Origin of the sequence: Corynebacterium sp. KPL1995, assembly GCF_000477935.1 — a bacterium.
Lineage (GTDB): Bacteria > Actinomycetota > Actinomycetes > Mycobacteriales > Mycobacteriaceae > Corynebacterium > Corynebacterium pseudodiphtheriticum.
Genome location: NZ_KI515715.1, coordinates 1,159,601 through 1,182,060, shown reverse-complemented (window position 1 = coordinate 1,182,060; position 22,460 = coordinate 1,159,601). Strand labels below are relative to the sequence as shown.

The 22,460-nt window shown below is 54.6% G+C and carries 17 protein-coding genes; 10 read left to right on the top strand and 7 right to left on the bottom strand.

Annotated features, from left to right (window positions below; all coding sequences use genetic code 11):
• Window positions 1–21 precede the first annotated feature (21 nt).
• From HMPREF1292_RS05225 to HMPREF1292_RS05215, 3 genes are all read right to left on the bottom strand, one after another.
• Entirely contained in the window at window positions 22–1,647 is a 1,626-nt protein-coding gene (locus tag HMPREF1292_RS05225; protein WP_023019022.1) for an AMP-binding protein, read from the bottom strand.
• A gap of 41 nt (window positions 1,648–1,688) precedes the next feature.
• Window positions 1,689–2,750: a trimeric intracellular cation channel family protein gene (locus tag HMPREF1292_RS05220; RefSeq protein ID WP_021351903.1), complete on the bottom strand. Its 1,062-nt coding sequence runs from the start codon at window positions 2,748–2,750 to the stop codon at window positions 1,689–1,691.
• Between the two features lie 115 nt (window positions 2,751–2,865).
• Entirely contained in the window at window positions 2,866–4,071 is a 1,206-nt protein-coding gene (locus tag HMPREF1292_RS05215; RefSeq protein ID WP_023019021.1) for a glycerophosphodiester phosphodiesterase family protein, read from the bottom strand.
• A 156-nt stretch (window positions 4,072–4,227) separates the two neighbouring features.
• Between HMPREF1292_RS05215 and HMPREF1292_RS05210 the strand changes: the two genes are divergently transcribed.
• The 4 genes from HMPREF1292_RS05210 (at window position 4,228) to hisC (ending at window position 9,451) form a co-directional block, all read left to right on the top strand.
• A complete protein-coding gene (locus HMPREF1292_RS05210; RefSeq protein ID WP_023019020.1) occupies window positions 4,228–4,839 on the top strand; it encodes a CAP domain-containing protein in 612 nt (203 codons plus the stop codon).
• A 300-nt stretch (window positions 4,840–5,139) separates the two neighbouring features.
• A complete protein-coding gene (locus HMPREF1292_RS05205) occupies window positions 5,140–6,879 on the top strand; it encodes a thiamine pyrophosphate-dependent enzyme (RefSeq protein ID WP_023019019.1) in 1,740 nt (579 codons plus the stop codon).
• A 150-nt stretch (window positions 6,880–7,029) separates the two neighbouring features.
• Complete coding sequence (locus tag HMPREF1292_RS05200; protein WP_023019018.1) at window positions 7,030–8,370, top strand: amino acid permease; 1,341 nt, start codon at window positions 7,030–7,032, stop codon at window positions 8,368–8,370.
• Window positions 8,371–8,404: 34 nt separating this feature from the next.
• Window positions 8,405–9,451, top strand: coding sequence for a histidinol-phosphate transaminase (gene hisC, locus HMPREF1292_RS05195; RefSeq protein WP_023019017.1), 1,047 nt, complete (start codon window positions 8,405–8,407; stop codon window positions 9,449–9,451).
• A 164-nt stretch (window positions 9,452–9,615) separates the two neighbouring features.
• On the opposite strand, the gene fucU is transcribed toward hisC, so the two are convergent.
• From fucU to HMPREF1292_RS05180, 3 genes are all read right to left on the bottom strand, one after another.
• Window positions 9,616–10,041: an L-fucose mutarotase gene (fucU, locus tag HMPREF1292_RS05190; RefSeq protein ID WP_021351910.1), complete on the bottom strand. Its 426-nt coding sequence runs from the start codon at window positions 10,039–10,041 to the stop codon at window positions 9,616–9,618.
• Between the two features lie 2 nt (window positions 10,042–10,043).
• Window positions 10,044–11,426, bottom strand: coding sequence for an L-fucose:H+ symporter permease (fucP, locus tag HMPREF1292_RS05185; protein WP_023019016.1), 1,383 nt, complete (start codon window positions 11,424–11,426; stop codon window positions 10,044–10,046).
• A 67-nt stretch (window positions 11,427–11,493) separates the two neighbouring features.
• Window positions 11,494–12,708: an enolase C-terminal domain-like protein gene (locus HMPREF1292_RS05180; RefSeq protein WP_198010709.1), complete on the bottom strand. Its 1,215-nt coding sequence runs from the start codon at window positions 12,706–12,708 to the stop codon at window positions 11,494–11,496.
• Window positions 12,709–13,037: 329 nt separating this feature from the next.
• Between HMPREF1292_RS05180 and HMPREF1292_RS05175 the strand changes: the two genes are divergently transcribed.
• The 6 genes from HMPREF1292_RS05175 (at window position 13,038) to HMPREF1292_RS05150 (ending at window position 19,010) form a co-directional block, all read left to right on the top strand.
• On the top strand, window positions 13,038–13,811 hold the full coding sequence (locus tag HMPREF1292_RS05175) for an IclR family transcriptional regulator (protein ID WP_023019014.1): 774 nt from the start codon (window positions 13,038–13,040) through the stop codon (window positions 13,809–13,811).
• A gap of 105 nt (window positions 13,812–13,916) precedes the next feature.
• Window positions 13,917–14,702 carry an SDR family oxidoreductase gene (locus HMPREF1292_RS05170; protein WP_023019013.1) on the top strand — a complete coding sequence of 262 codons (786 nt, stop codon included), beginning with the start codon at window positions 13,917–13,919 and terminating at the stop codon, window positions 14,700–14,702.
• A gap of 44 nt (window positions 14,703–14,746) precedes the next feature.
• Window positions 14,747–15,562 carry an amidohydrolase gene (locus HMPREF1292_RS05165; protein ID WP_023019012.1) on the top strand — a complete coding sequence of 272 codons (816 nt, stop codon included), beginning with the start codon at window positions 14,747–14,749 and terminating at the stop codon, window positions 15,560–15,562.
• Window positions 15,563–16,447, top strand: a complete 885-nt coding sequence (locus HMPREF1292_RS05160; RefSeq protein WP_021351917.1) for a dihydrodipicolinate synthase family protein — start codon at window positions 15,563–15,565, stop codon at window positions 16,445–16,447.
• A 47-nt stretch (window positions 16,448–16,494) separates the two neighbouring features.
• A complete protein-coding gene (gene aldA, locus HMPREF1292_RS05155; protein WP_023019011.1) occupies window positions 16,495–17,931 on the top strand; it encodes an aldehyde dehydrogenase in 1,437 nt (478 codons plus the stop codon).
• A 44-nt stretch (window positions 17,932–17,975) separates the two neighbouring features.
• A complete protein-coding gene (locus HMPREF1292_RS05150) occupies window positions 17,976–19,010 on the top strand; it encodes an ABC transporter substrate-binding protein (protein WP_023019010.1) in 1,035 nt (344 codons plus the stop codon).
• A gap of 77 nt (window positions 19,011–19,087) precedes the next feature.
• Here HMPREF1292_RS05150 and HMPREF1292_RS05145 read toward each other — a convergent pair whose 3' ends face one another.
• Window positions 19,088–22,336, bottom strand: coding sequence for an error-prone DNA polymerase (locus HMPREF1292_RS05145; RefSeq protein ID WP_023019009.1), 3,249 nt, complete (start codon window positions 22,334–22,336; stop codon window positions 19,088–19,090).
• Window positions 22,337–22,460: the final 124 nt, after the last annotated feature.

Genomic DNA, 22,460 nt, shown 5'->3' with positions numbered 1-22,460 from the left:
GTTGCTTCCTTTCAGTTCTTCTCAGCGTTCAGTCTCAGTCACAGGGAGGTTCCGCAGCTCCTTGCGCAGGATCTTTCCGGTGCTTGATTTCGGAATCACGTCGATAAACTCCATCATGCGGATTTTTTTGTATGGTGTCACGCGCTGCGCCACCCATTCCAGTAAAGCCTCGGCACTAACAGCTGGATCAGCTGCATCAACGCCCTGCTGCAGCACCACGAACGCGCGCGGTAGCTCTTCCCCAGCAGATTCACGCCAGTGCCCCACTACCGCGGCATCGGCAATGGCCTCATGCGTCATCAACAGCGCCTCCAACTCCGCAGGCGCAACCTGATAGCCCTTGTACTTGATCAATTCTTTCAAGCGATCAACCACGTAAACGTTGCCGCGGTGATCCAGGTTTGCGATATCACCGGTGCGCAACCAGCCGTCGTCAAGCATGATCCTGCGGGTCGCCGCCTCATTGTTGAGATACCCCAGCATCACTTGTGGGCCACGCACCCACAACTCGCCGTCGGCCGAACGCTGGCCCGCACGCGCAGGCGGTGGAATTTCCTCGAAAGCGGCAGAGTTAACGTCTACCACCTTGATTTCCGTATTAGCTACCGGCACCCCGATGGAATCCAGTGGGGTCACGCCGATATCGCCGACGTTTGTGACCGGGCTGGTTTCTGTCATACCAAACCCCTGAATAACGTTGACCCCCAAGCGATCAGCAACGGCGCGCGCTAACTCACCATCCAGGGAGGCCGCCCCGGAGAGCACAGTTTCTAAAGCGCTGATGTCAAAATCAGCAACCAACGGATGCTTAGCTAACGCCACAGCAATCGGCGGGGCGATAAAAGTAAAAGTCACCCCATACTTTTGGTGCGCGGCCAAAAAACTTCCCAATTCAAACTTCGGCATGGCCACGATGTGCGAACGTAAACGCAAACCAACGTTCAACAACACATTCATGCCATATATATGCGAAAACGGCAGCACGCACATAAGCACAGAATCGCGGTGCACCCCGTTAGCCTGTAGCCGAGCAGTCATCTGCACAATATTCGCCACCAAGTTCCGGTGGCTAAGACGCACGCCCTTCGGAAGCCCCGTGGTTCCTGAAGAATAAGGCAGCGCAGCCACATGCGTGGCAGGATCAATATCAAGATCCGGCGGGGCATACCCTGCAGCCACGAGAGCCTGCACACCGGTGTTTTCATCAGTAAGATCCACGATGTTCTGAGCAACGATTCCAGCCTCTTCGGCTCCGGCAAAGCCAGCTTGCCCCAGCATGCTGGTGGTGAACAAGTAGCTCGCACCAGAATCTGTGAGCTGCTGCGCAATATCCGCGGTGTTCAACAGTGCGCCCAACGTGGTTACGCTCGCCCCGGCGCGCAAACTTCCGTGGAATGCCACGGCAAAAGCAAGACTATTCGGGCAGTGCAGCCCGATAACATCTCCCGGTTTTATTCCCCGGTGCGTGAGCGCACCAGCAAATGCGTCGACAAGCGCTTTGAGTTCCGCGTAGGTGGTTATGGAACCGGTCGCATCATCGGTGATAGCGATGTGGTCACGATCTTCATCGGTCAGGTTGCCAAACAACACGTCGTAGACAGTGCTATTCGGGATTTCCAGATCTGGTTGTGCACTGTAAATTGGCATGTTTTCTAAGTTTTAAGCTTTCTAAACCCCGTAAGCTACTTTTAATCGCGGGAATTATAGCGGCTCATCAAACGTTCAATGAGTTCATCTGTGAGCTTGTCATCCGCCAAAATGGCATCAAGCAACCGCTGCGATTCTTCCGTGGATACCGGCTCTTCGGTGTCATAAGAATCACCGCTCAAGTCCATGCCGAAGTCGGTCTCGTCAGCAGCGCCAGAGTCGGTACTAGCGCTGAGTTGATCCACATCAGAATCAAAAGAATCCATAAAGTCGCTGACTTCTTCTTCCGTCATCTTCTTGTGCTTGCCCGAGCGTGCCTCTTTTTCCATACGACGCTGCAGCGCTGCTTCCATCTGCCGGTGCCGCCAAGAACGCACGCGGTGTGGTTCCAGCTTGCGCCCCACCGCGCGGCTTTTATGCTCAGCCTTCTTAGCCAGCACTTTCACCTGCGCCGCGGTGTCATTAATTGGTGCCCAATCCTGGTGGGCAGGCACGCGCCAACCAGCCCAAATACCCAACAGTGCAAGGAAAATAGAAACTAACGGGCCGACGACCATGCCGACGGCCAGCATGCCGAAGTGATTGCCGATGAGCACAATGCTGGCACAGGCAATCGCCGGAATGACCGTGGGCTGATTATTGCCAAAAACAGCTGGCTCCCGCCCCATGGAAATATCACGGATCATGGAACCACCCGTAGCGGTAAACACGCCCATCATGATGCACGGAATCAACGGCAGACCGTAGGTAATAGCCTTCACCGCACCAGTTCCTGCCCACAGGCCAGAGACGACGGCGTCGCCATGCGCCTGGATATAATCCCAGGTTTTACCCTTGAAATAGACAAAGCGTGCAATCAGCGCACCAGTAAAAGCCAGGTACAGATATTCTGGCTCACTCATTGCCGCGACGGTGCCCTGGTTAATGAGCACGTCGCGCACCATACCGCCACCCAGCGAGGAGAACATCGCGATAAAAAAGAACCCGATGATGTCATAGCCGCTTTTCCGAGCGATAGTGCCGCCGATAATTCCCATCAGCAGCACGCCGCTGACATCAGACCAGCGGTACAAGGATTCAATGAGCGGATCTACTTCAGACATAAGCAATATTGAACTCCACCGCTACGCAGAGCGCGAAATTAGTCCACCCAAATGCGGCGAAGAATTCTTAGCTCATCGCGTTCTTATCACGTGCACTACTGCTCTCACTAGCGCGCTACTTCTCCTGCAGTACCGCCTGGCCTTTGCTTGGATAATCGGTGATGAGGCCATCTACGCCGGCAGCAATCTGCTCACGCATAGTGTCTTCATCATTGACAGTCCACGGCACCACCGCCATGCCCGCCTTGTGCGCCTGAGTAATCAGCTCCGGTGTAGCGACCGGGTGGTAGTCGTCGTCACGCGGGGTTTGCCCATAAGGAACCGCATGTCCAGGCGAAAGCACCTGCACGCCTAACTGTTTTGCGGCTTCTACGATGTCACCGTCGACGGCATCATAATCAACATCGCCAATCCAGGCCGAGCCCGATTTCCATGTAGTTTCGTCCCACAACAAGACCAGCGGAATCTCAGCATCGCGTTCACGCACCAGCGGCAGCGATGCCCAATCGAAGGACTGAATCATGGTGCGATCCGCGACATCAGCATTCTCCACCTCATCCATGATCGCATCGACGAATTCCTGTGGGGATGCCGTTTGTTCGCGGTGCTCCGGCTCCAGCTTGGTTTCGATATTGAAGTGCACATCCGGGTAATCCGCGGCGATCTCGAAGACCTCAGAGAGTTGCAGCAAACGGTTGTCGTCCTGCGGGGCAGCGTCCGGGAAATCGTCCAGGTTCTTATTGCAGTTCAGCATGGACAGCTGCGCGAAAGTCAGATCGTGGACCAGCTTGCCGACGTACGGGAACTGTGGATCACCCTCGGTAACAGGCTTGGTGTCCTGGCATTTCTCGGCATCGATCTTCGTATCGTGCCAGACGACAGGGACCCCGTCGGCAGACAACTCGATGTCGAATTCCAGGGTGGTCACGCCCATTTTCAGGGAATTAACCAAGCCCTCACGCGAAGACTCGATCCATTCACCACGCCCAAAACGGTGTGACTGCAAATCAAACCCTTGCGGCAATTTCGCCGCCGCTGCTGGTACGGGGTTCGCCTGCACGTCCAGGTCTGCAACCTGCTGTTTTTCAAAGGTCAACTTTTCTTCCTTCCCAGTAGTGGCGGCTTCAGTTGCGCTTTCTACGTTTTCACTAGCACTGTCGGCCGCGTTGTTTGCTGCATCAGCGGCGTCATCAGCCTGCGAACATCCCGCCAGGGCAATAGCACTTGCCCCGAGTGCTGCGATGACTTGTACACCACGACGTCGGCTCATCCGCGGATTATGCGGGCTACGCGGACCAAAAATACGTGCACTGTCTGTCATAAATTGCTCCTAACATGAATAAAATATCGAAATTCAGGGCATCCCAACGCGCTCGTGTGGCATCGTTGAAATGAACGCTCCCCCGCGTTTCCCTGTTTACTGGGCTGTTTAGAACAGCTTGTTTACTGAGCTCTTTACAGAGTTAAGGAGATTACCGTGAAGTTTTCCACCCGTACATTCGCGGCAACTTTTGCTGCTGCCGGAGTTTTCACTGGAATGATCGCTGCACCAGCTAGCTCTCAGGCACAAGCTTTCAACTTGCCTACAAGCAGCATCCCGCTTTCTTCTAGCCTGCCGACGCCACAGCAGCCGGGAACCCCAAGCACGCCTGGTACGCAGCACCGGCCGAGCACGCCTGGAACCCCTGGTGCACCAAGCAAGCCTTCTACCCCATCGAACGTGGAAGCTAAGCGGGCAGCAGTCATCGCGGAAACAAATAAGTTCCGCGCACAGCAAGGGGCACAACCGCTGCAAAGCAACCCTGCGCTTAATGCCGAAGCACAACGTCGCGCCGAGGAGCTTGCGCGGAACAACGCTTTCCATCACTTCGAGCTTGGCTCGCTTGTAGCAAACCACGGCGGAGTCGGTGAAAATATTTTTCAACTCTCAGACGGCTTCAATTTCGCGCCAACAATAGTGCGCGGCTGGGCCAATAGTCCAGGACATCACGCGAACATGGCGAACGAGCAAGCAACACAAACCGGCATCGGCATTGCGAAGGGGCCCGATGGTAATTGGAGGGTTCTCGCTCTATATTCCGAGCGCTAATCCCCACTAGTAGCCGGTCGCTAGTAGCAAGTAACTACTGGCTCAACTCCCCCGGCTCCGGCCGCATGGCGTTGTTACCCGCCATGCGGCTTTTTGTATTCCGTGTACTGCGAAAGCAAACGCATAAGAAGCGCCCAGCTAGCACAAAAACCCACAAAACCCCCGCAGAAAACTCACGGAAAACACGGAGAAACCAGGCATAACTACACAGGCCGATCGTCTCTACACACAAGGGCAATTTGCTTCAGATCACTAGAATGGTCGCTGACTAATATCCCTGCTACATCACGAGGTAACAGCATGAGCGTAGGCCACGTGGGCACAGCAATCGCCCGTAGTCTTGAACTCCACGACGTCCCACGGATCTTCCAGGTACCAGGCGAAAGTTTCCTTCCGGTACTGGATGGTCTTTACGAATCATCCATCGACACCGTCGTGTGCCGCCAAGAAGGCGGCGCCTGTTATATGGCAGAAGCCCACGGCAAAGCTACGGGACAGCCGGGCGTCGCCATGGTCACCCGCGGCCCGGGTGCCGCGAATGCGTTCGTCGGCATCCACACCGCCTGGCAGGACGCTACTCCCCTGGTACTGTTCGTAGGGCTGGTACCCACCAACGACCGCGACCGCGAATCCTTCCAGGAATTCGACATCAAAGCGTGGTTCGGCACCCAAGCAAAGCGCGTTTATGTGCTTGACGACGCCTCCCGCGCCAGCCGCGTCGTCGCCGAAGCCTTCCATCTAGCCACCCAGGGCCGCCCCGGCCCGGTGGTCATCGGCCTACCGGAAGACGTCCTACACCAAGAATTCACCGGCGATCTCTGCAATCCTCTACCTGCCAGCCATGGCGCGTTCAGCGATGCCGACCTCGATTACCTCGCTTCCGAGCTCCGAACAGCAGAAAAACCGCTGATCTTTGCCGGTGGCGCGCACTGGAGCCCGGAAACCAGCGCAGCCGTACAAAAATTCGCTGAGCAACAGCAGATCCCGGTAGTGCACGACTGGCGCGCCAGCGACCGCACCGCGTTTTCCTCGCCAGCAAATGCCGGCTGGTTGGGCTATGGCCGCAACGATGCCGCCGCTGAATTGCTATGCGAAGCAGACTTGGTCGTAGAACTCGGCGCCGTCCTCACAGATGTCCCTACCGATGGCTACACACTGCGCCAGAACTTGGACGCGAAAAATATCGTAATCACTACCGATACCACTTTGTTGGGGAATTCCGCGGCCGTCAGCCACCACATTCTGGCCAGCCCGCAAGCGTTCGCGCAGGTTACCGAGGAACTGGCCAAGCGCATCGGCTCCGAAGAGCGGGTCACCGCTGGCAGTGAAGCTAGCACGGGCACCAGCGACAGCACAGATGCTGCTATCTCCGCCGCGCAGCACGAATGGTTCACCGCTGCCCACCGCAAACACCTAGCGTTCTCGCACGTCGGCAAGCCAGAAGATTGGCCCGCCACCGCAAAAGGCACCGCACACATGGCAGCCATCATGGCCGCGATCCAGGAACAGGCCCCACACGATGCGTTGTACACCTTTGGCGCGGGAAACCATTGCTTGTGGGCGCAGCGCTACCTACGCACGGAAACATACCCTTCGCAGCTCAGCGTGCGTAACGGTTCAATGGGCTATTCCATCCCGTCAGCCGTCGCGGCCTCGTTACAGTTCCCGGAACGCGCCGTCATCACCATCGCTGGCGACGGCGAATATCTGATGAACGGGCAAGAACTTGCCACCGCGGTACAAGCCGGCGGGGCCTTTCTGGTAGTGGTCATGAGCAACGCGGAGTTCGGCACCATCCGCACCCACCAACTCAACCACTACCCCAAGCGAGTGTCCGGCACGCAACTGGCGAACCCAGATTTCGCTGCCGCCGCCGTGGCCTTCGGCGCGCATGGCGAAACCGTCACCTCTGACCAGGACGCCACCAGCGCAGTCAAGCGTGCCCTGGCCGCGGTGCGTGAAGGGAAACCGGCATTAATTAACGTGATTACCGACCAAGCACTTTCCATCCCCACCATTCGGCAAAACACTGAGGAGTAGCATTACGACGAGTACAATTCGTCACCCAAACAACTAGCAGCCAACAAACAGCGCCCAATAACTAGACTTCAACAACTAGAACCCAACCACTAGAACCCAACCACTAGAACCCAGCACCCAGCACCCAGCTCAAACAAGAAAGCAACCGCTATGAGCACAAACAACCAGAACGCCAGCAACACCGGCGTGCACCCCGACGGGGTTAGCCAAGCTAGCTCCACCAGCACGAAGCAACGGAAAAAGAAGAAGGCAGAGCCAGCCGGTTCTACTTCCACCTGGGTAATCACGTTGTTCGGCACCGCCGTGGGCGCGGGCATTCTGTTTTTGCCTATCAACGCTGGTTCTTTCGGTTTCATCCCGCTGCTGTTCGCCACGATCATCGCATTTCCACTGGTCTATTATTCGCACCGCACCTACGCACGCATCGTCTCCGGCGCACCGGAAAAAGACCACGGCAAAGATGTTTTAGAACTCTGCACGCAATACCTGGGACGGCGTGGTGGTGTAGCCATCGCCATCCTGTACTGGATCTCAGTATTTTCCACTGTGCTCATCTACGGGGTTTCCATCACCAATGCCGTCGATAGCTTCATCGTGCACCAAATGGGCGGGCCCTCCATTAACCGTTGGGTCTTGGCGACGCTGTGTGTTGGTTTGATGACCGCCGGTTTTGCCTTCGGCCGCAAACCTATGCTGTGGCTCGCGCAAATGTTGGTCTACCCGCTGATCGGTTTCCTAGCGATCACCTCGATTTACCTCATTCCACGCTGGGATATTTCCAGCTTCTTGGAATTCGAATATGGTGACGGCGGTTTCTTGTCCGTCGTCAAGGGTGTTTTGCTGATCCTGCCGGTGATGGTCTTTGCTTTCTCCCATATGGCAGCACTCTCACAGCTGTCCGTTGACATGCAACCGGCATATGGCAAAAATACGGAAAAGCGTGTGTCCAAAATTGAATTCTACACCGCGATTCTGCTGGTCGTATTCACCATGGTCTTCGTGTGGTCGTGCGTGTTGGCTCTTGGCGCGGACGGTATGCGCGAGGCGCATGAACAAAATATTCCGGTGCTGTCCTATTTCGCCAACGTCACTGGAACTCCCATCATGGCCGCGATTGCGCCAATGGTTGTGGTCTGTGCGATCGTTTCGTCGTACTTCGGTCACCTGTTGGGCAGCGAGGAAGGTACCGAATACCTCTTCAAAACCGTGGCACCAAAAACTGCCGAGCGCATTCCACGTCGCAACCTGCTCATCGGCATCTACGTCTTCGCTTTCGTGACCACGACGCTGGTCGCTGTGTTCAACCCGTCGATCGTTACCTTGGCATCTCTGGTCGCCGGCGTTTTCGTGGTCTTTATGGTCTACTTGTTGCCGGTCTATATGTTCCGCAACCTGGATGTGTACAAGCACTTCCGCAAGGACAAAGCGAACTATTTCGTTCTTGGACTCGGTGTGGTCATTATGCTCATCACCATCTGGGATCTGTTCTAATTCTTCATCCCCGCATTTTTAGGAGGTCAGCCACATGCTGCGCAAAGATCTTGGCGAGTTCCCGTATTATCGCCCGGGCAAAAGCGCCGAGGGGAAAGTAAAGCTCTCATCCAACGAAGCCGACTACACCCCACCATCATTCGTGCAAGATGCCATCCACGCTGCTGTGCAGTATGGCAACCGCTATGGCGAATTCAGGTCCCCGGAGCTCACAGCAGCGCTTGCGGAATACCTCGGGTTGAGCGAGGACAATCTTTGCGTTGGCCCTGGCGCTTCATCCATCGTGCAACGCGCCGTCCGCATCACCTGTAATACCGGCGATGAGGTGGTCTTTCCTTGGCGCAGCTTCGAGGCCTACCCGCTGTATGTGCGCATGGCTGGCGCCGTTCCAGTCACAGTCCCGCTTGCCGACGACTACAGCATCGATTTGCGTGCCTGTGCCAAAGCCATCACGGACAAGACCAAACTGGTGATCTTGTGCAACCCGAACAACCCTACCGGCACGACTTTTAGCCGCGCAGAATTCCGCGAGTTCATGGATATGATCCCGGATGATCTTGTGGTGCTGATCGACGAAGCTTACTGGGAATTTAACGATGACCCGCAGCGCCCAGATGCAGTGCAGGAAATTCAGGATTACCCAAACCTGATTGGCGCACGGACCTTTTCCAAGGCCTTCGGTTTGGCAGGCATGCGGGTTGGCTACGGCTTTGCCCAGCCAGAATTGGCAAAAGCGCTGAACTTGGTGGCACTGCCACTGGCCGTGACCGGAATGGCGGAACAGGCAGCAATTGCTGCCCTGGCACACCGCGAAGCTTTTAGCCCGCGGGTGGAAGAATCCAAGCGCCAGCGTGATCGCATTGCACAAGCTATCGGCGCGGCACCGTCGCAAGGCAACTTCGTGTGGCTACCACGCGCGGATGCGGCGGACGTGGAACAACGCATCTTTGATGAAGGCGTGATCATCCGCCGCTACGGCGACGAAGGCGTACGTATTTCCGTGACTAGCGAACAAGAAGCCGATGCCTTCTTGAATGCGTGGGAACGCGCGGGGTTGAGCAAAAGCGATTCCCATTGCTAAACAACCCGGCGACCCGGCGCGCTGCATTAGTGGTCACACGGAACCAGTGGCACCGCTGCACTGGTTAGAACTGCACTGGTTAAAACAACGGCTCGTAATTCGGCAGTTCCATGGTCGAATCGAGCCCATACGTTGCGCACATGGCAGCCAGCCTACCGGGTGACTTAATCGAGAATTACGCCTTTCCGCAAAATGATATTGCCGTATTGGGCGGTTTCACCAGTCACGACTGTCAGATACGAACTTTGTGCGCGCTCATAGAAGCGAAACCGCTCTAAAAATTCTGGTTCTGCACCTGGGTCATACGCCGAAATTATCTTGCGATAGCTGTCCCAGACCGGAGCGTCAGAATCACCTGCTACCGGTGCCATGAGCAAATATTGTTTATCCTCGTATTGATCGAGTTTAAACAAAGGCATGATTGCCTCAAGCAAAGCAGGGATTCCTAGTCCATCCATGCGGATGGCACGCTGCCCATCACCGAACCGGGGATAATGGGCGTCGGCAAGCGTTATCTCGTCACCATGCCCCATTGCGGATAGTGCTGACAATAATTCGGGAGTCAGTAAGGGCGATATTCCGCGCAACATTGTTATTTCTTCCCCATCGTTGGTGCTGCCTCAATAGCATCAGATTTCTGGTGCTTGATGGCGTACAAACCGAAGGCACCGATAACGATGAAGCACAGCAGAACGAAAGTGAAACCAACTTGCGGGTTAGTCGCGTCTTGGATTGCACCTTGGATCATTGGCGCGATTGCACCACCAATGATCGCCATCACCAGACCCGAGGAAGCGAATTTGGTATCGCGCCCCACTCCAGTCAAAGAAATTCCGTAAATGGTTGGGAACAGCAGCGAAATACACGCGGACAAAGCGACAATGCACAATGCACCCAAGACGTTTCCGGAAAGGATGCCGATGATCGTGAATACCACACCTAGACCACACATTATGGTCAACAGGTAGCGACCCTCGATTTTACCCATCAACCAGACCATGACGAACCTGGCAACCAAGAAGAACACGAGTGAGATCTGCAGCCACCAACCAGCAGTTTTTAGGTCTGCATCGAGCGTGTACTGGATATAAAACGGAATGAAAGTCCAGATACAAGTCTGTGCCGCCACATTAAAGAACTGCGCGACGACGCCGAAACGATAGGTTCCGTTGTTCCACAGGCGCCCAACAACGCCCTTCGGAACATTAGAGAAGTCAGTTTCTTCCATCGCTTTGTTCTTTGGAACTTTCACGAAGAAGATGGACAGTGCCAGTGCAACGTAGAGTACGCCCAGGATGATGTATGGAATCATCACCTTTTCCAGTTCCTGGGAGGTTTGCTCGAGCAACTGGTCTTCGCTAAGTCCGGATTTGTCGACGGATTCACGAATATGAGGTGCTACCAACAGGGTGGCCATCAAAACGCCGATGTTGGCACCGATCGGGTTGAAGGCCTGCGCAAAGTTCAGGCGTCGAGTCGCATTCTTCTCCGGCCCCAGCGACATTACGTACGGATTCGCTGAAGTTTCGACAATCGACAATCCACCGGCAAGAATAAACAGTGCCGCAAGGAATACCCCGTAGGTCATAATTTGTGACGCAGGGAAGAACATGAAGGCGCCCAGTGCTGCCATGCTCATGCCCAGGACAACTCCGCCTTTGAATCCCAGCTTGGTATTGATTATGGCTGCCGGGATGGCAAGTAAGAAATATGCCCCGAAGTATGCAAACTGTACGAGAGCTGATTGAAACGCGTTCATATCGAAAACCGAGCTGAACACGTTAACCATTGGAGCGGTGAGGTCAGTCGAAATTCCCCACGCCGCGAAACACGAAACGATCAGGACGAAGGGAAGCAGCAACCCTGGGTAAAGGAATCCACCGGATTCGTTTTTCTTCGTTCCAGTAGATTTTTGCGTTCCTGTAGCTTCTGTTCCCGCGCTATTCGCTGGGTTCAGATTTGATTTTCCATTCATATCGCATCCTTAGAAAATGAAGGCTTAGGCCTTGGGTAGTGGCTCTGGGTGGTGGCGATTTATCCTGTTAGGCACCAGGCGTGTAAAGATATTTCTCTGTGCTGGCCAGAGTCATTTCACAACTGTTTCCCGGTAACAGTGGCGGCATGTAGTTACCGTTTTTGATCACGACCGGGTCCACGAAATGCTCGTGTTGGTTATCGACATATTCGATCAGCCGGTTTTCCAATGTGCATGACACTGACAGATAATCGAACATCGCAAAATGTTGCACGGCCTCGCACAAGCCGACGCCGCCAGCATGCGGCACCACAGGCTTGTTAAATTTATGTGCCAGCAAATACTCGATGAGGAGTTCTTGTGGCCCCGCCACCCGGGTAGCATCTACCTGCATAATTCCGAAGGCATTAGCCTGCAAAAATTGCTTATAGAGGATTCGGGATTGCATCTGCTCGCCGGTTGCTACGGGGATTGGGTCCACGGCGCGGGCAATCGCAGCGTGTCCGAGCACATCATCAGGGCTGGTCGGTTCTTCCACAAACGCGAGATCGAATTCGTGGAATTGTTTAATCCAATCAATTGCCTGTGGGACGTCCCATACCTGATTGGCGTCCACTGCCAAGCGAACGTTGGGACCGATTGCTTCCCTGGCTAGTGCCAATCGACGCAAATCGTCATCAAGGTTCTGGCCGACTTTGAGTTTGATCAGCTGGAAGCCTTTGTCCTGACTTTCCGTTTTCGCCAATCTGACCATCTTGTCATCGGAATAGCCCAGCCATCCGGCCGCCGTGGAATATCCCGGGTAGCCGTGAGCCAAAAGATTATCGATTCGCTCTTGCTGGCCTCTTTTACCATCTTTTAGGAAATCAATAGCTTCTTCTGGAGTTAAAGCATCCGTGAGATACCGGAAATCGAGAGTCGCCACCAAGTCGGCTGGATCCATCTCCGCTAATAACCGCCAAAGTGGCACCTCTGCACGTTTAGCTTTCAGGTCCCAGAACGCATTCAGCACTGCACCGATAGCCATATGCTCGACGCCTTTTTCTGGGCCCAGCCAGCGCAGTTGGGAATCATGCACCAGGTCATCCCAGGCACGCTTCATATTGTCGAGGTATGGTTCTATCTCTTGCCCAATAAATCGTTGGCTAAGCGACTCAATAGCTTTACACACGACGTCGTTACCACGTCCGATGGTGAAAACGAAGCCGATACCAGTATGCCCGTCGTCTGCGTCCGTTGAAATTTCTACGTACGCAGAAGAATAATCCGGGTCGGGGTTCATCGCATCAGAGCCGGAGAGTGACTGCGAGGTCGGAAATCTAAAATCGTAGGTTTTTATTTGCGTGATTCTGGACAATTGTGCCCTCCTTAACGGATGGCTCTGCGCGCACCATGAAGCGTGAAGTTTCACATGGCAGAACCTAGTTCCTTAATTGTGTAGTTAGGAATGTAGTTCAAGTCACGAACATGCGCAAGGGGTTAGACAAATTACGTTCAACCTCACACACAAACCCACTCATAACAATCGTGCGACAATAGGCATTAGCCCAGCTACTGATGAAGTAATTTTCACCCCATGCCTGCCAATATCCGCGAGGAGCACCCCCAATAATGACTGCGCCGAACGCTCGTCTTACTGCTGCCGACAAAACGTTGATTGTTTTACAAGCCGCCATTGAGCACGAACGCTTTTCAGACATCGTCACAGCTACCGGATTCGCCAAGGCTACGGTGCACCGAATCCTGCAAACGCTACTTGACTACGAATTTGTCTACCTGGCAAGTGATGGGACTTATGCACCTGGTGTCACCTCACTTCGTCTCGCCAGCCGAGCGTTTAATTCGATTGACATTTCCGAAGTTGCCAACCCAGTACTGACACAGCTTGCCGAAGAAACTGGATACACCGTGCACGTTGGTGCGCTCAACGTCAATGAGGCAATTTACGTCGCCAAACGCCAAGGCCCAACCCCCTACGAGATCCCATCCACAATCGGCAAACGCCTTCCACTCCACTCGACTGCAATTGGAAAGTGCCTACTCGCCGGCATGGATAAGTCAGAACTAGAAAGCGCCATCAGGCAAGCAGGACTCGCTGCACTAACCCCAAACACCATTACCACCCCAGAAGACCTCGACCAAGAAATCGCGGTCGTACGCACCCGTGGCTACAGCTTCGACGATGAAGAAAATGTCCCCGGAATTCGCTGTATCGGCGCACCAGTCTTCGACCACTCCGGGAAAGCTACATACGGGATTTCCCTCACCTCTCTGGCAATGGAAAACACATTGAAGCAGGTGGAACGGTTTGCGCCGTTAATCACCGAAGCCGCAGCCGAAATATCACATAATTTAGGTGCACACACGACGAAATATTCCAGCTAGATCACACTAATTGATATCGCGGGTTCCATCTCACATTTTCTTGGGGTACTATGAGACAAAACATGAAACAGGGTTTCACACCATAGAACCAAAGGATGGTGCAGCATGGACCTTCACCTCGACCAAAAAGTTTTCGTCGTCACCGGTGGCATGGGCGGAATCGGCAAGGCAATCGTATTTGCGCTCGCGCGCGAAGGTGCGATTCCGGTCATCCTTGATCGCACTCCCCTCAACGACGAATACAAAACCGAAATTGAAGATCTCACGGCAGATTACGCTGCCTACGAGATTGATCTGAATAACACCGACGACATAGCAGGCATTATCGATGATGCCTACCAGCGTTATGGACATATCGACGGCATCGTAAACAATGCGGGTGCCAACGATAATAAAGCGCTCGAAGAAACTTCCTGGCGTGAGTTTGAACAATCTTTGCATAGCAATCTCACGCACTACTACGAGACCGTGCACGCAGCTCAAAAATACCTGCAAGAATCTGCCGGAGCCATTCTCAATATCGGTTCGAAAACTGCGCTGACCGGCCAAGGAAAAACCTCAGCCTACGCAGCCGCGAAAGGTGCCATCCTAGGCCTGACCCGTGAATGGGCTGCTGCATTGGCTCCCCATGGGGTGCGCGTGAACGCACTCGTCGTCGCAGAAGCATGGACCCCTTTGTACGAGAAGTGGATTAAATCGTTTGGCGATGAAGAGGCTCAACAGAAGCGTCTACAGCTCATCACCGACGAAATCCCCCTGCACAACCGCATGACCACGGTCGAAGAGCTCGCTGATACGGCAGTGTTCTTACTGTCGGACCGGTCTTCGCACACTACCGGCCAGTGGATCCATCCGGATGGTGGCTACGTGCACTTAGACCGGGCTCTGTAAAGCAGGTTGCAACGACAGCTGTAATCGCGAAAACGGTACGGGAAATGACTAATCTGAAGATTTTCGATTCTCACATTCATGTGTGGGATCCTGCAGCCCAACAGCTCGACTGGCTGCAGGGCGTAGATTCCATGTTGCATAGGTCTTTCAGTTTTTCTGACCTTAAGCAGGCTTACAACAACCTGCACGACAAAGGTCTGGAGGACGTCGAACTAGTCGGTGCACTGCATGTGGAAGCCGACGTCGCTGATCCTGTTGACGAAGACGCTCGCATTACATCTTTAATGCAGCAGGAACCGTTACTAAAAGGCTTCGTTACGCATGCTTATTTACACAAAGATTTGCAAGTTACTCTAGGTGCCGCCGGAGTGCGGGAAGTGTTGCATAACGATAACGTACCCCGAGGCCGCTGCTTAGAAAGCAGCTTCGCCGCGGGTTGCAGGAACTTATCTAGCCAAGCAAAGGTTTTCGATCTCTGCATGCGCACCCCGGAATTAGGAGATTTCTCGACAGCCTATGCAGAGTGTGCAAATACCCGCGTTGTTATTGACCATTGCGGCAATGCCCAAAATCTCAATGGCGAGTTTGCCAGCAATATGAGAGCTCTAGCCGAACACCCCAATGTGTACTGCAAACTCTCAGGGCTAAGTTACGAATCCACAGCAGATGCCTACCGGCTATTGGAGTTTCTCGGCGAGATCTTCGGCCCGCAAAGACTCATGTTTGCATCAAACTGGCCGGTCATCGGTATTTATACCGAGTTACATACGCATATCACCGCAATACGGAAAGTGTTTGGCGATGATCCTGATGTGTTTTCCAGTACTGCCCGTTCCGTTTATAACTTGAAAGGAAAATAAATGTTTACAGGAGTTTACTGCCCGTCAATAACTCCATTTCACAGCGACGGCAGCATTGATTTTCAGGCTTGGGAAGCCCATCTCGAGCGACTGATTTCCGGAGGCATTTCCGGTGTTTTAATCTTCGGCAGCATCGGTGAGTTCTATGCGTTGAGCACGGAACAAAAGAAGCAGGCTATCGAATTTGTTAGCCAGGTTGTCCAAGGCCGCATGCATTTCTTTATTGGCTCGGGCAGCGCCCGAATAGAAGAAGTCAAAGAACTCAATGCCCATGGTCTGAAACATGGGGCCGATGCTGCAGTTGTCGTCAGCCCATATTATTTTGGCCCCAGCGATGAACTTGCAGTGCAATATTTCACTGAGCTTGCCGACGCTTCTGAGTTGCCCATCGTGCTGTACAACTTCCCCGACCGCACAGGCAATGATCTTTCGGCGGAACTTATCAGCCGGATTGCACAGGCACACCCAAATATCGTCGGGGTAAAAGACACCGTGGATTCCGCAGCCCACACTAGACGGGTAATCCGAGATACCCCGGATAGTTTTTCCGTGCTTTCCGGTTTCGACGAGTACTATTTCCCTAACCGCATCGCAGGGGGCCAGGGCGTTTTGTGTGGACTCACCAATGTCGTTCCGGAGATTTTCGGCGACATGCACCGCGCATATGAGTCTGGCGATTTAGCCGCTGCAGCACAGAATGCGGAAAAGATTGCTGCTCTGATGTCTGTCTACGAGGTAGGTGATCACTTCATCCACACCATAAAACACGCTGTGCGTTATGCCAGCGGCGCAGATTTCAGCACCGCCACGCATGAGCCATATATCGAGCTAACAAGAGCACAGCAGGAAGAAATTGCTCGACTCATTGACACTGCTCGCAGCTAACGCAGTAGTGCAACTAACCCAGTAGTTACACCAACCAAGGAGTTTTCATGTCCAGCTACCAGAACTACATCAACAACGAATTCGTCGCCCCAGCCGAATTCCACGACGTTCTCAACCCGTCGACGGGTGAGGTCATCGCCCAGGCACCAGCTTCCGATGCCGCAGCAGTAGATCAGGCAGTACAAGCAGCCAAGGCCGCCCAGGTGGAATGGGCAAAGCTACCTGCCATTGAGCGTGCCGGGTATTTGACCAAGATCGCAGCAGAACTACGCAACCACGTCGACCGTTTCGCTGATTACTTGGTGCGTGAGCAAGGTAAAGCCCGTGGCCTGGCCAAAGTCGAGGTCAGCTTCACTGCCGATTACCTCGACTACATGGCTGGTTTTGCCCGTCGCATTGAAGGCGAAGTCATCCCATCGGATCGCCCAAACGAATCCATTTTCCTGACCTACCAACCCATTGGCGTCGTCGGTGGCATCTTGCCATGGAACTTCCCGTTCTTCCTCATCGTGCGCAAAATGGCGCCGGCCCTGGTCACCGGCAACACGATCGTCATCAAGCCTTCAGACGAAACCCCCATCAACGCCTTCGAGTTCGCGAAACTGGTCGACGGCATCGGCCTGCCTAAGGGCGTATTCAACATGGTCGGTGGCCGCGGATCTGTCGTGGGTGATGCGTTGACCCGTCACCAGGACGTCGACATGATCTCGATGACGGGATCGGTAGCAACCGGCAAGAAGATCATGGCAGCTGCTGCGGAAAACCTCACCCGCGTCAACCTAGAACTCGGCGGTAAGGCACCAGCGATCGTGCTTGCTGACGCCGACCTGGACCTGGCAGCCACCGCCATCTGGAACTCACGCGTGATCAACACCGGCCAGGTATGCAACTGCGCGGAAGTCGTGCTCGTGGAAGAAGCCGTGCATGATGAGCTCGTCGCCAAGCTGAAGGACAAATTCGAGTCCACCCGCTACGGTGATACTTCCACCGAGGACGAGCTGGACATGGGCCCACTGATCAACCAGGCCGGATTGACGAATGTCAGCGAAATGGTGCAAGCCGCCGTCGACGCCGGCGCCCAGGTGGTGTGTGGCGGTGCCGCTGCTGAGGATAAAGGCAAAGGCTTCTTCTACCAGCCAACGCTGTTGGACGGCGTAGAAAAAGGCGCTGCGATTACCCGCGAAGAAGTCTTCGGTCCTGTTCTACCGGTGGTTACCGTCAAGGATTTGGATGAGGCCATTGAGTTCGCGAACAGCTCGGAATACGGCTTGACCTCGTCGGTATATACCGAGAACGTGCACAAAGCCCACAAGGCTGCCCGCGAGCTGCTCTACGGCGAGACCTACATCAACCGCGAAAACTTCGAAGCAATGCAGGGCTTCCACGCTGGCCGTCGCAACTCTGGTATCGGCGGTGCCGATGGCAAGCACGGCATCATGGAATTCGTCGAAACCCACGTAACGTACATCGAATCCAAGATGTAATTTCTAGAGTTTTGGCAGCAGATTTTTTTGCTAACGTAATAATTATGAAAAAGATTGTTCCGCTATGTGTAGCTGCTGCCTTGACCCTGAGCGCGTGCTCTTCTGCTGACGAAGCCGCTGATTCTGTCAAAGACGCAGCCTCGGAAGCAGCAAGCACCGCATCCTCGGTTGCTTCGGACGCCGAGAAAACCGCCAACAAGGATGGCGAATCCCGCACTGTGGATACCGAACTCGGCGAGGTAGAAGTACCTGCCGATGTGAAATCCGTCGTGGTGCTGACTGGCAGCCGCGACCTCGATATTGCTCTATCTTTGGAGCTGCCGGTCACCGGTTATCCGAAGGCACCAGAGGCGTTTGATTTGGATTCGCCATTGGCTGCAGAAATCAAACAAGCCGACGAAGATGGCGCAGAAACGCTGTACACCGCTGGTGATGAAGAAGTAGACATCGACGCTATTAAAAAAGCCGACCCGGACCTAATCATCGGTGCGGTCCAGGATGTCACCCCGATCCACGACGAACTCAAAGAGATCGCCCCGGTTCTGCCAATCGGTGATTTTTCCACCGCTACCTGGCAAGATGATCTGATGTTGGTTGCGTCTGCCACCGGTACTGAAAAAGAGGGTGGCAGCCTGATTGCCGATTATGAGAAACGCGTCGGCAAGCTGTCGGATAAGTATGCCAAGGTCCTGGCGGACAACAAGTTCGCCCCGGTCAGCTACGACGGCGAAGAGTTCGTCATCAACGGAACCCGTTTGCTCTCGCAGATGCTGCAGGATCTCGGCGCGGAACCTTCGAAGGCATTCAACGAGGCCCTGGAGGGTGTCACTGGCAAGTACTCTGTCGATGAGATTGGCGATGAGCTTGCCGACGTCGACGCCTTGGTGGCCCTGGTCAACGAGAAGTCCGTCTGGCAATCGCTGCAGTCGAATGCACAGTTCGGCAAGATTCCAGCGGTGAAGAACGAAGCCGTGGTCCGCTCTGATGAGCAGACCCATGAAGGCGCTTATTACTCCGCAATGCACGCCCTTGATGTCATTGAAGAGCTGCTAGAAATGCTGGATGCAGACAGCAAATAAGCTCAACTGATGCGCTCGACCCGGCTGCATGATCTGGGCTTTCACTGCATAAGTACAGCTCGGCTGCATAAGCTCAGCTACTGAAAATCCCGCGAGCGCACCGCAAGCAACTCACTGATTTCTAGGGGCTCCAGCCGGTCGGCCACCACGGTGGCTGCCCCGCTGGCGTTTTGCACTATCCCGCGCACCACCAAAGCTTTGGCGGTGCGCGCTAGTCTTTTCTGCCTCTTCCACAACCCCGGCGAAACAATAACGTTAATCAGCCCGGTTTCATCTTCCATTCCCAGAAACGTCGACCCGCTAGCGGTATTCGGGCGCTGCCGGTGGGTAATCATGCCTGCCACACGGATACGTTTACCATCCGTAACCCGCAACAAGTCCGCAGCACGCAGCACCTGTTGGCCTGCCAACGCATGCCGCAGCAACTCCATCGGCTGGGTATCCGGGGTTACTCCGGTGCTGGCAAGATCTGCCACCAGCATTTCAAAACCACTCATTCCGGGAAGCGCCGGTGCAGCAATCGCCGAAAGCCCCGGCAGCATACCCGGCTGTTCGGTAGCAGCCACACCAGCCACCCATTGCGCTTGCCGACGATCCAGCCCGAGTATTTCCAATGCCCCAGCGCGGGCGAGTGCTTCGACCTCGCGTACTGATGCCCCGGTTCGGCGCACCAGATCGGCTACCGAAGACTGTCGAGACAACGCGGGTTGCTCGGTGACGATAGCTTCGGCGGTAGACGTCGACAAGCCTTTCACAGAACCAAGCCCCAAACGGATGGCCCCGCTGGTCACACTGGCTTCTACCTGCGAATCCAGCACCGAAACTGGCAGGATCTGCACCCCGTGGCGGCGGGCATCCTGAATCAGCGACTGCGGAGAATAAAAACCCATCGGCTGGGCGCGCAGCAGCCCCACACAAAATTCTGCCGGATAGTAGCACTTGAACCAGGCAGAGAAAAACACCAGTGAGGCAAAAGACTGCGAATGCGATTCCGGAAACCCATAAGCTGCAAAGGCTATGATCTTTGACCACAGCTTATAGGCTATTTCTGCCTCGATCTGGTTGGTTTCCCAACATCCGCGCAAAAAGCGTTCTTGCAGCGCGGCCATGCGCTCAGGTGAGCGCTTCGATCCCATCGCCCGGCGGAGGTCATCGGCTTCTGTGCCACTAAAACCTGCGGCATCAACCGCGATATGCATTAATTGTTCCTGAAATAATGGAATTCCCAGGGTTTTCGCCAAAGCTTTTTCCAGCACCGGGTGGTCATAGGTGATCTTTTCCAGGCCATCCCGCCGTCGTAAGTACGGGTGTACGGAACCGCCTTGGATCGGCCCAGGGCGGATCAGTGCGACTTCCACCACCAAATCGAAAAAACAGCGAGGTTTTAACCGCGGCAGGGTGTTCAATTGCGCACGTGATTCCACCTGAAATACGCCCACGGCATCAGCCCGGCACAGCATGTCATAAACATTGTGGTCTGCTAAATCGATTTCCCAAAGATTCACGGTATGCCCGTGTTGCTCCTGCACCAGGTCAATCATGTGGTGCAAAGCTTCCAGCATGCCCAGCCCCAGCAAGTCGAATTTCACCAAGCCTGCGCCCGCGCAGCTGTCTTTGTCCCATTGCACGACGCTGCGGCCTTCCATCGCCGCCCACTGCGTGGGCACCACGTCGGTGACTGGCCGGTCGCACAAAACCATGCCCCCGGAATGAATCCCCAAATGGCGTGGTTGTCCCAGGAATTGCTCGGAAAGAGCCACCACATTATCCGGAGGCTCTGTTTTGCCTTGCGCCCAGCTATCTGCGGTGCCTTGTGGGAACCCCAACGCCCGCGCAGCATCACGAACCGCACCTTTCCGGCGGTAAGTAATCACATTAGCCACCTGCGCGGCACGGTCACGCCCGTACGTGGCATAGACGTATTGGATGACTTCTTCCCTGCGAGTGGATTCAATATCAAGGTCAATATCTGGTGGACCATCGCGATCTGCCGACAAGAAGCGTTCGAATAGCAGCTGCGCACTGATTGGTTCCGCGTTGGTGATCCCCAGGCTAAAACACACCACAGAATTAGCTGCCGACCCCCGGCCCTGGGCCAAGATGTTCTGTTTCACACAGAAATCAACAATATCCATCACGATCAAAAAATAGCCAGGAAACCCGAGTTTCTCGATAACCCTGAGCTCATGCGCAATCTGGTTTTTAGCTTTCTGATAGACCTGTTCCGGATACGCCTGGTAGCGTTGCCGGGCCCGCTCAAAGGTCAGCTGCCTTAGCCAGCTCATTTCAGTTTCTCCGTCGGGTACAGCAAAATGCGGTAAGCGCGGAGCCACGATATCCCAACTAAAAGCACATTCTGCAGCAATATCGACGGTTTCTTGCAGCAGCTGTTCCCGCCCCGGAGCTAAACGCAGCATGCCACGGCCATCACGCAACCACTGCGCCCCCATCGGGTGCGTGTGCCAACTAGCGGTGTCCAGTGATTCGCGCTGCGCCAACGCGGCTTTCGCACTAGCTAGACGAGTTTCCTTACGGGTAGCAGCATGTGGGCTGGCGCTAATGATGGCACGAAGGCGCGGCCTTCTCCACGTAGTTTCCCCGTTAGTTCCACGTGTTTTAAGACCTTGTGCGGCAGCTACTTGCACCAAATTCTCAGATTCTGCAGTTTTCACCGCCGCAGCAGCGGAATCCAAAGCAGCAAAGTGATCAGCGTCTTCCGGTAATAACTTAGATTCATAGTGTAGAACCAAGCTGTCTATTCCGAAGCATTCGATCAAGGTATCGAGCATACTAAGCCAAGAATAATCCACGAGAATATAGCATTGCCCGGCCAATTGCTCGGCCAAAGATTCCAAGCTTGGATACCGCGGGCGCCGATCATCACTAGCCATATGCGCAGCCGCCATCACCCGAGACAACAGACGGTAGCCTTCCGGGGTGCGCACCAGGACGGTAAGACTGCCATGATCCAGACTCAGCCGAGCACCAAAAATGGTCGGCAAACCAGCTTTAGCTGCAGCTTCCGCAAAGACGATGGAACCATAAAAGCCGTCGTGATCGCAGATACCCAACGCGGTCAAGCCCAGTTGACAGGCACGTTCCACCAGGGCTTCTGGATCCGAAGCCCCCACAAGGAAGCTATAGGAGCTCACCGCAGTTAATTCCGCAAAGACTGGGCCGTCGGCAAGCTTATACCCTGCAGAATCTTGCGAGGTAGAGACAATATCAGCACGTGCGGGCAGCAATACGGGGGCAGGCACTGGATGCCCAGATAAGATCCTTTCCAAACGGGACCACGGCAGGCCCGCACCACCATTGAAATTCATGAGTGCAACCCTACACAGAAAGCCGCACGGGTGCGTATACATTTTCGAACAAAGCAAAATCTACACCCCCTTAAACAGCAGCAGTTGAACAAAAATGTAGACAAAGCTGTATAGCGTCTGCTAG

Bases quoted from the DNA above. Each gene is read 5' to 3' on its own strand.
- hisC (WP_023019017.1), top strand. From the start codon at position 8,405: ATGCTGCGCAAAGATCTTGGCGAGTTCCCGTATTATCGCCCGGGCAAA.
- fucU (WP_021351910.1), bottom strand. From the start codon at position 10,041: ATGTTGCGCGGAATATCGCCCTTACTGACTCCCGAATTATTGTCAGCA.
- HMPREF1292_RS05220 (WP_021351903.1), bottom strand. From the start codon at position 2,750: ATGTCTGAAGTAGATCCGCTCATTGAATCCTTGTACCGCTGGTCTGAT.
- HMPREF1292_RS05225 (WP_023019022.1), bottom strand. From the start codon at position 1,647: ATGCCAATTTACAGTGCACAACCAGATCTGGAAATCCCGAATAGCACT.
- HMPREF1292_RS05205 (WP_023019019.1), top strand. From the start codon at position 5,140: ATGAGCGTAGGCCACGTGGGCACAGCAATCGCCCGTAGTCTTGAACTC.
- aldA (WP_023019011.1), top strand. From the start codon at position 16,495: ATGTCCAGCTACCAGAACTACATCAACAACGAATTCGTCGCCCCAGCC.
- HMPREF1292_RS05165 (WP_023019012.1), top strand. From the start codon at position 14,747: ATGACTAATCTGAAGATTTTCGATTCTCACATTCATGTGTGGGATCCT.
- HMPREF1292_RS05200 (WP_023019018.1), top strand. From the start codon at position 7,030: ATGAGCACAAACAACCAGAACGCCAGCAACACCGGCGTGCACCCCGAC.
- HMPREF1292_RS05180 (WP_198010709.1), bottom strand. From the start codon at position 12,708: ATGAACCCCGACCCGGATTATTCTTCTGCGTACGTAGAAATTTCAACG.
- HMPREF1292_RS05175 (WP_023019014.1), top strand. From the start codon at position 13,038: ATGACTGCGCCGAACGCTCGTCTTACTGCTGCCGACAAAACGTTGATT.
- HMPREF1292_RS05170 (WP_023019013.1), top strand. From the start codon at position 13,917: ATGGACCTTCACCTCGACCAAAAAGTTTTCGTCGTCACCGGTGGCATG.
- HMPREF1292_RS05145 (WP_023019009.1), bottom strand. From the start codon at position 22,336: ATGAATTTCAATGGTGGTGCGGGCCTGCCGTGGTCCCGTTTGGAAAGG.
- HMPREF1292_RS05215 (WP_023019021.1), bottom strand. From the start codon at position 4,071: ATGACAGACAGTGCACGTATTTTTGGTCCGCGTAGCCCGCATAATCCG.
- HMPREF1292_RS05150 (WP_023019010.1), top strand. From the start codon at position 17,976: ATGAAAAAGATTGTTCCGCTATGTGTAGCTGCTGCCTTGACCCTGAGC.
- HMPREF1292_RS05160 (WP_021351917.1), top strand. From the start codon at position 15,563: ATGTTTACAGGAGTTTACTGCCCGTCAATAACTCCATTTCACAGCGAC.
- fucP (WP_023019016.1), bottom strand. From the start codon at position 11,426: ATGAATGGAAAATCAAATCTGAACCCAGCGAATAGCGCGGGAACAGAA.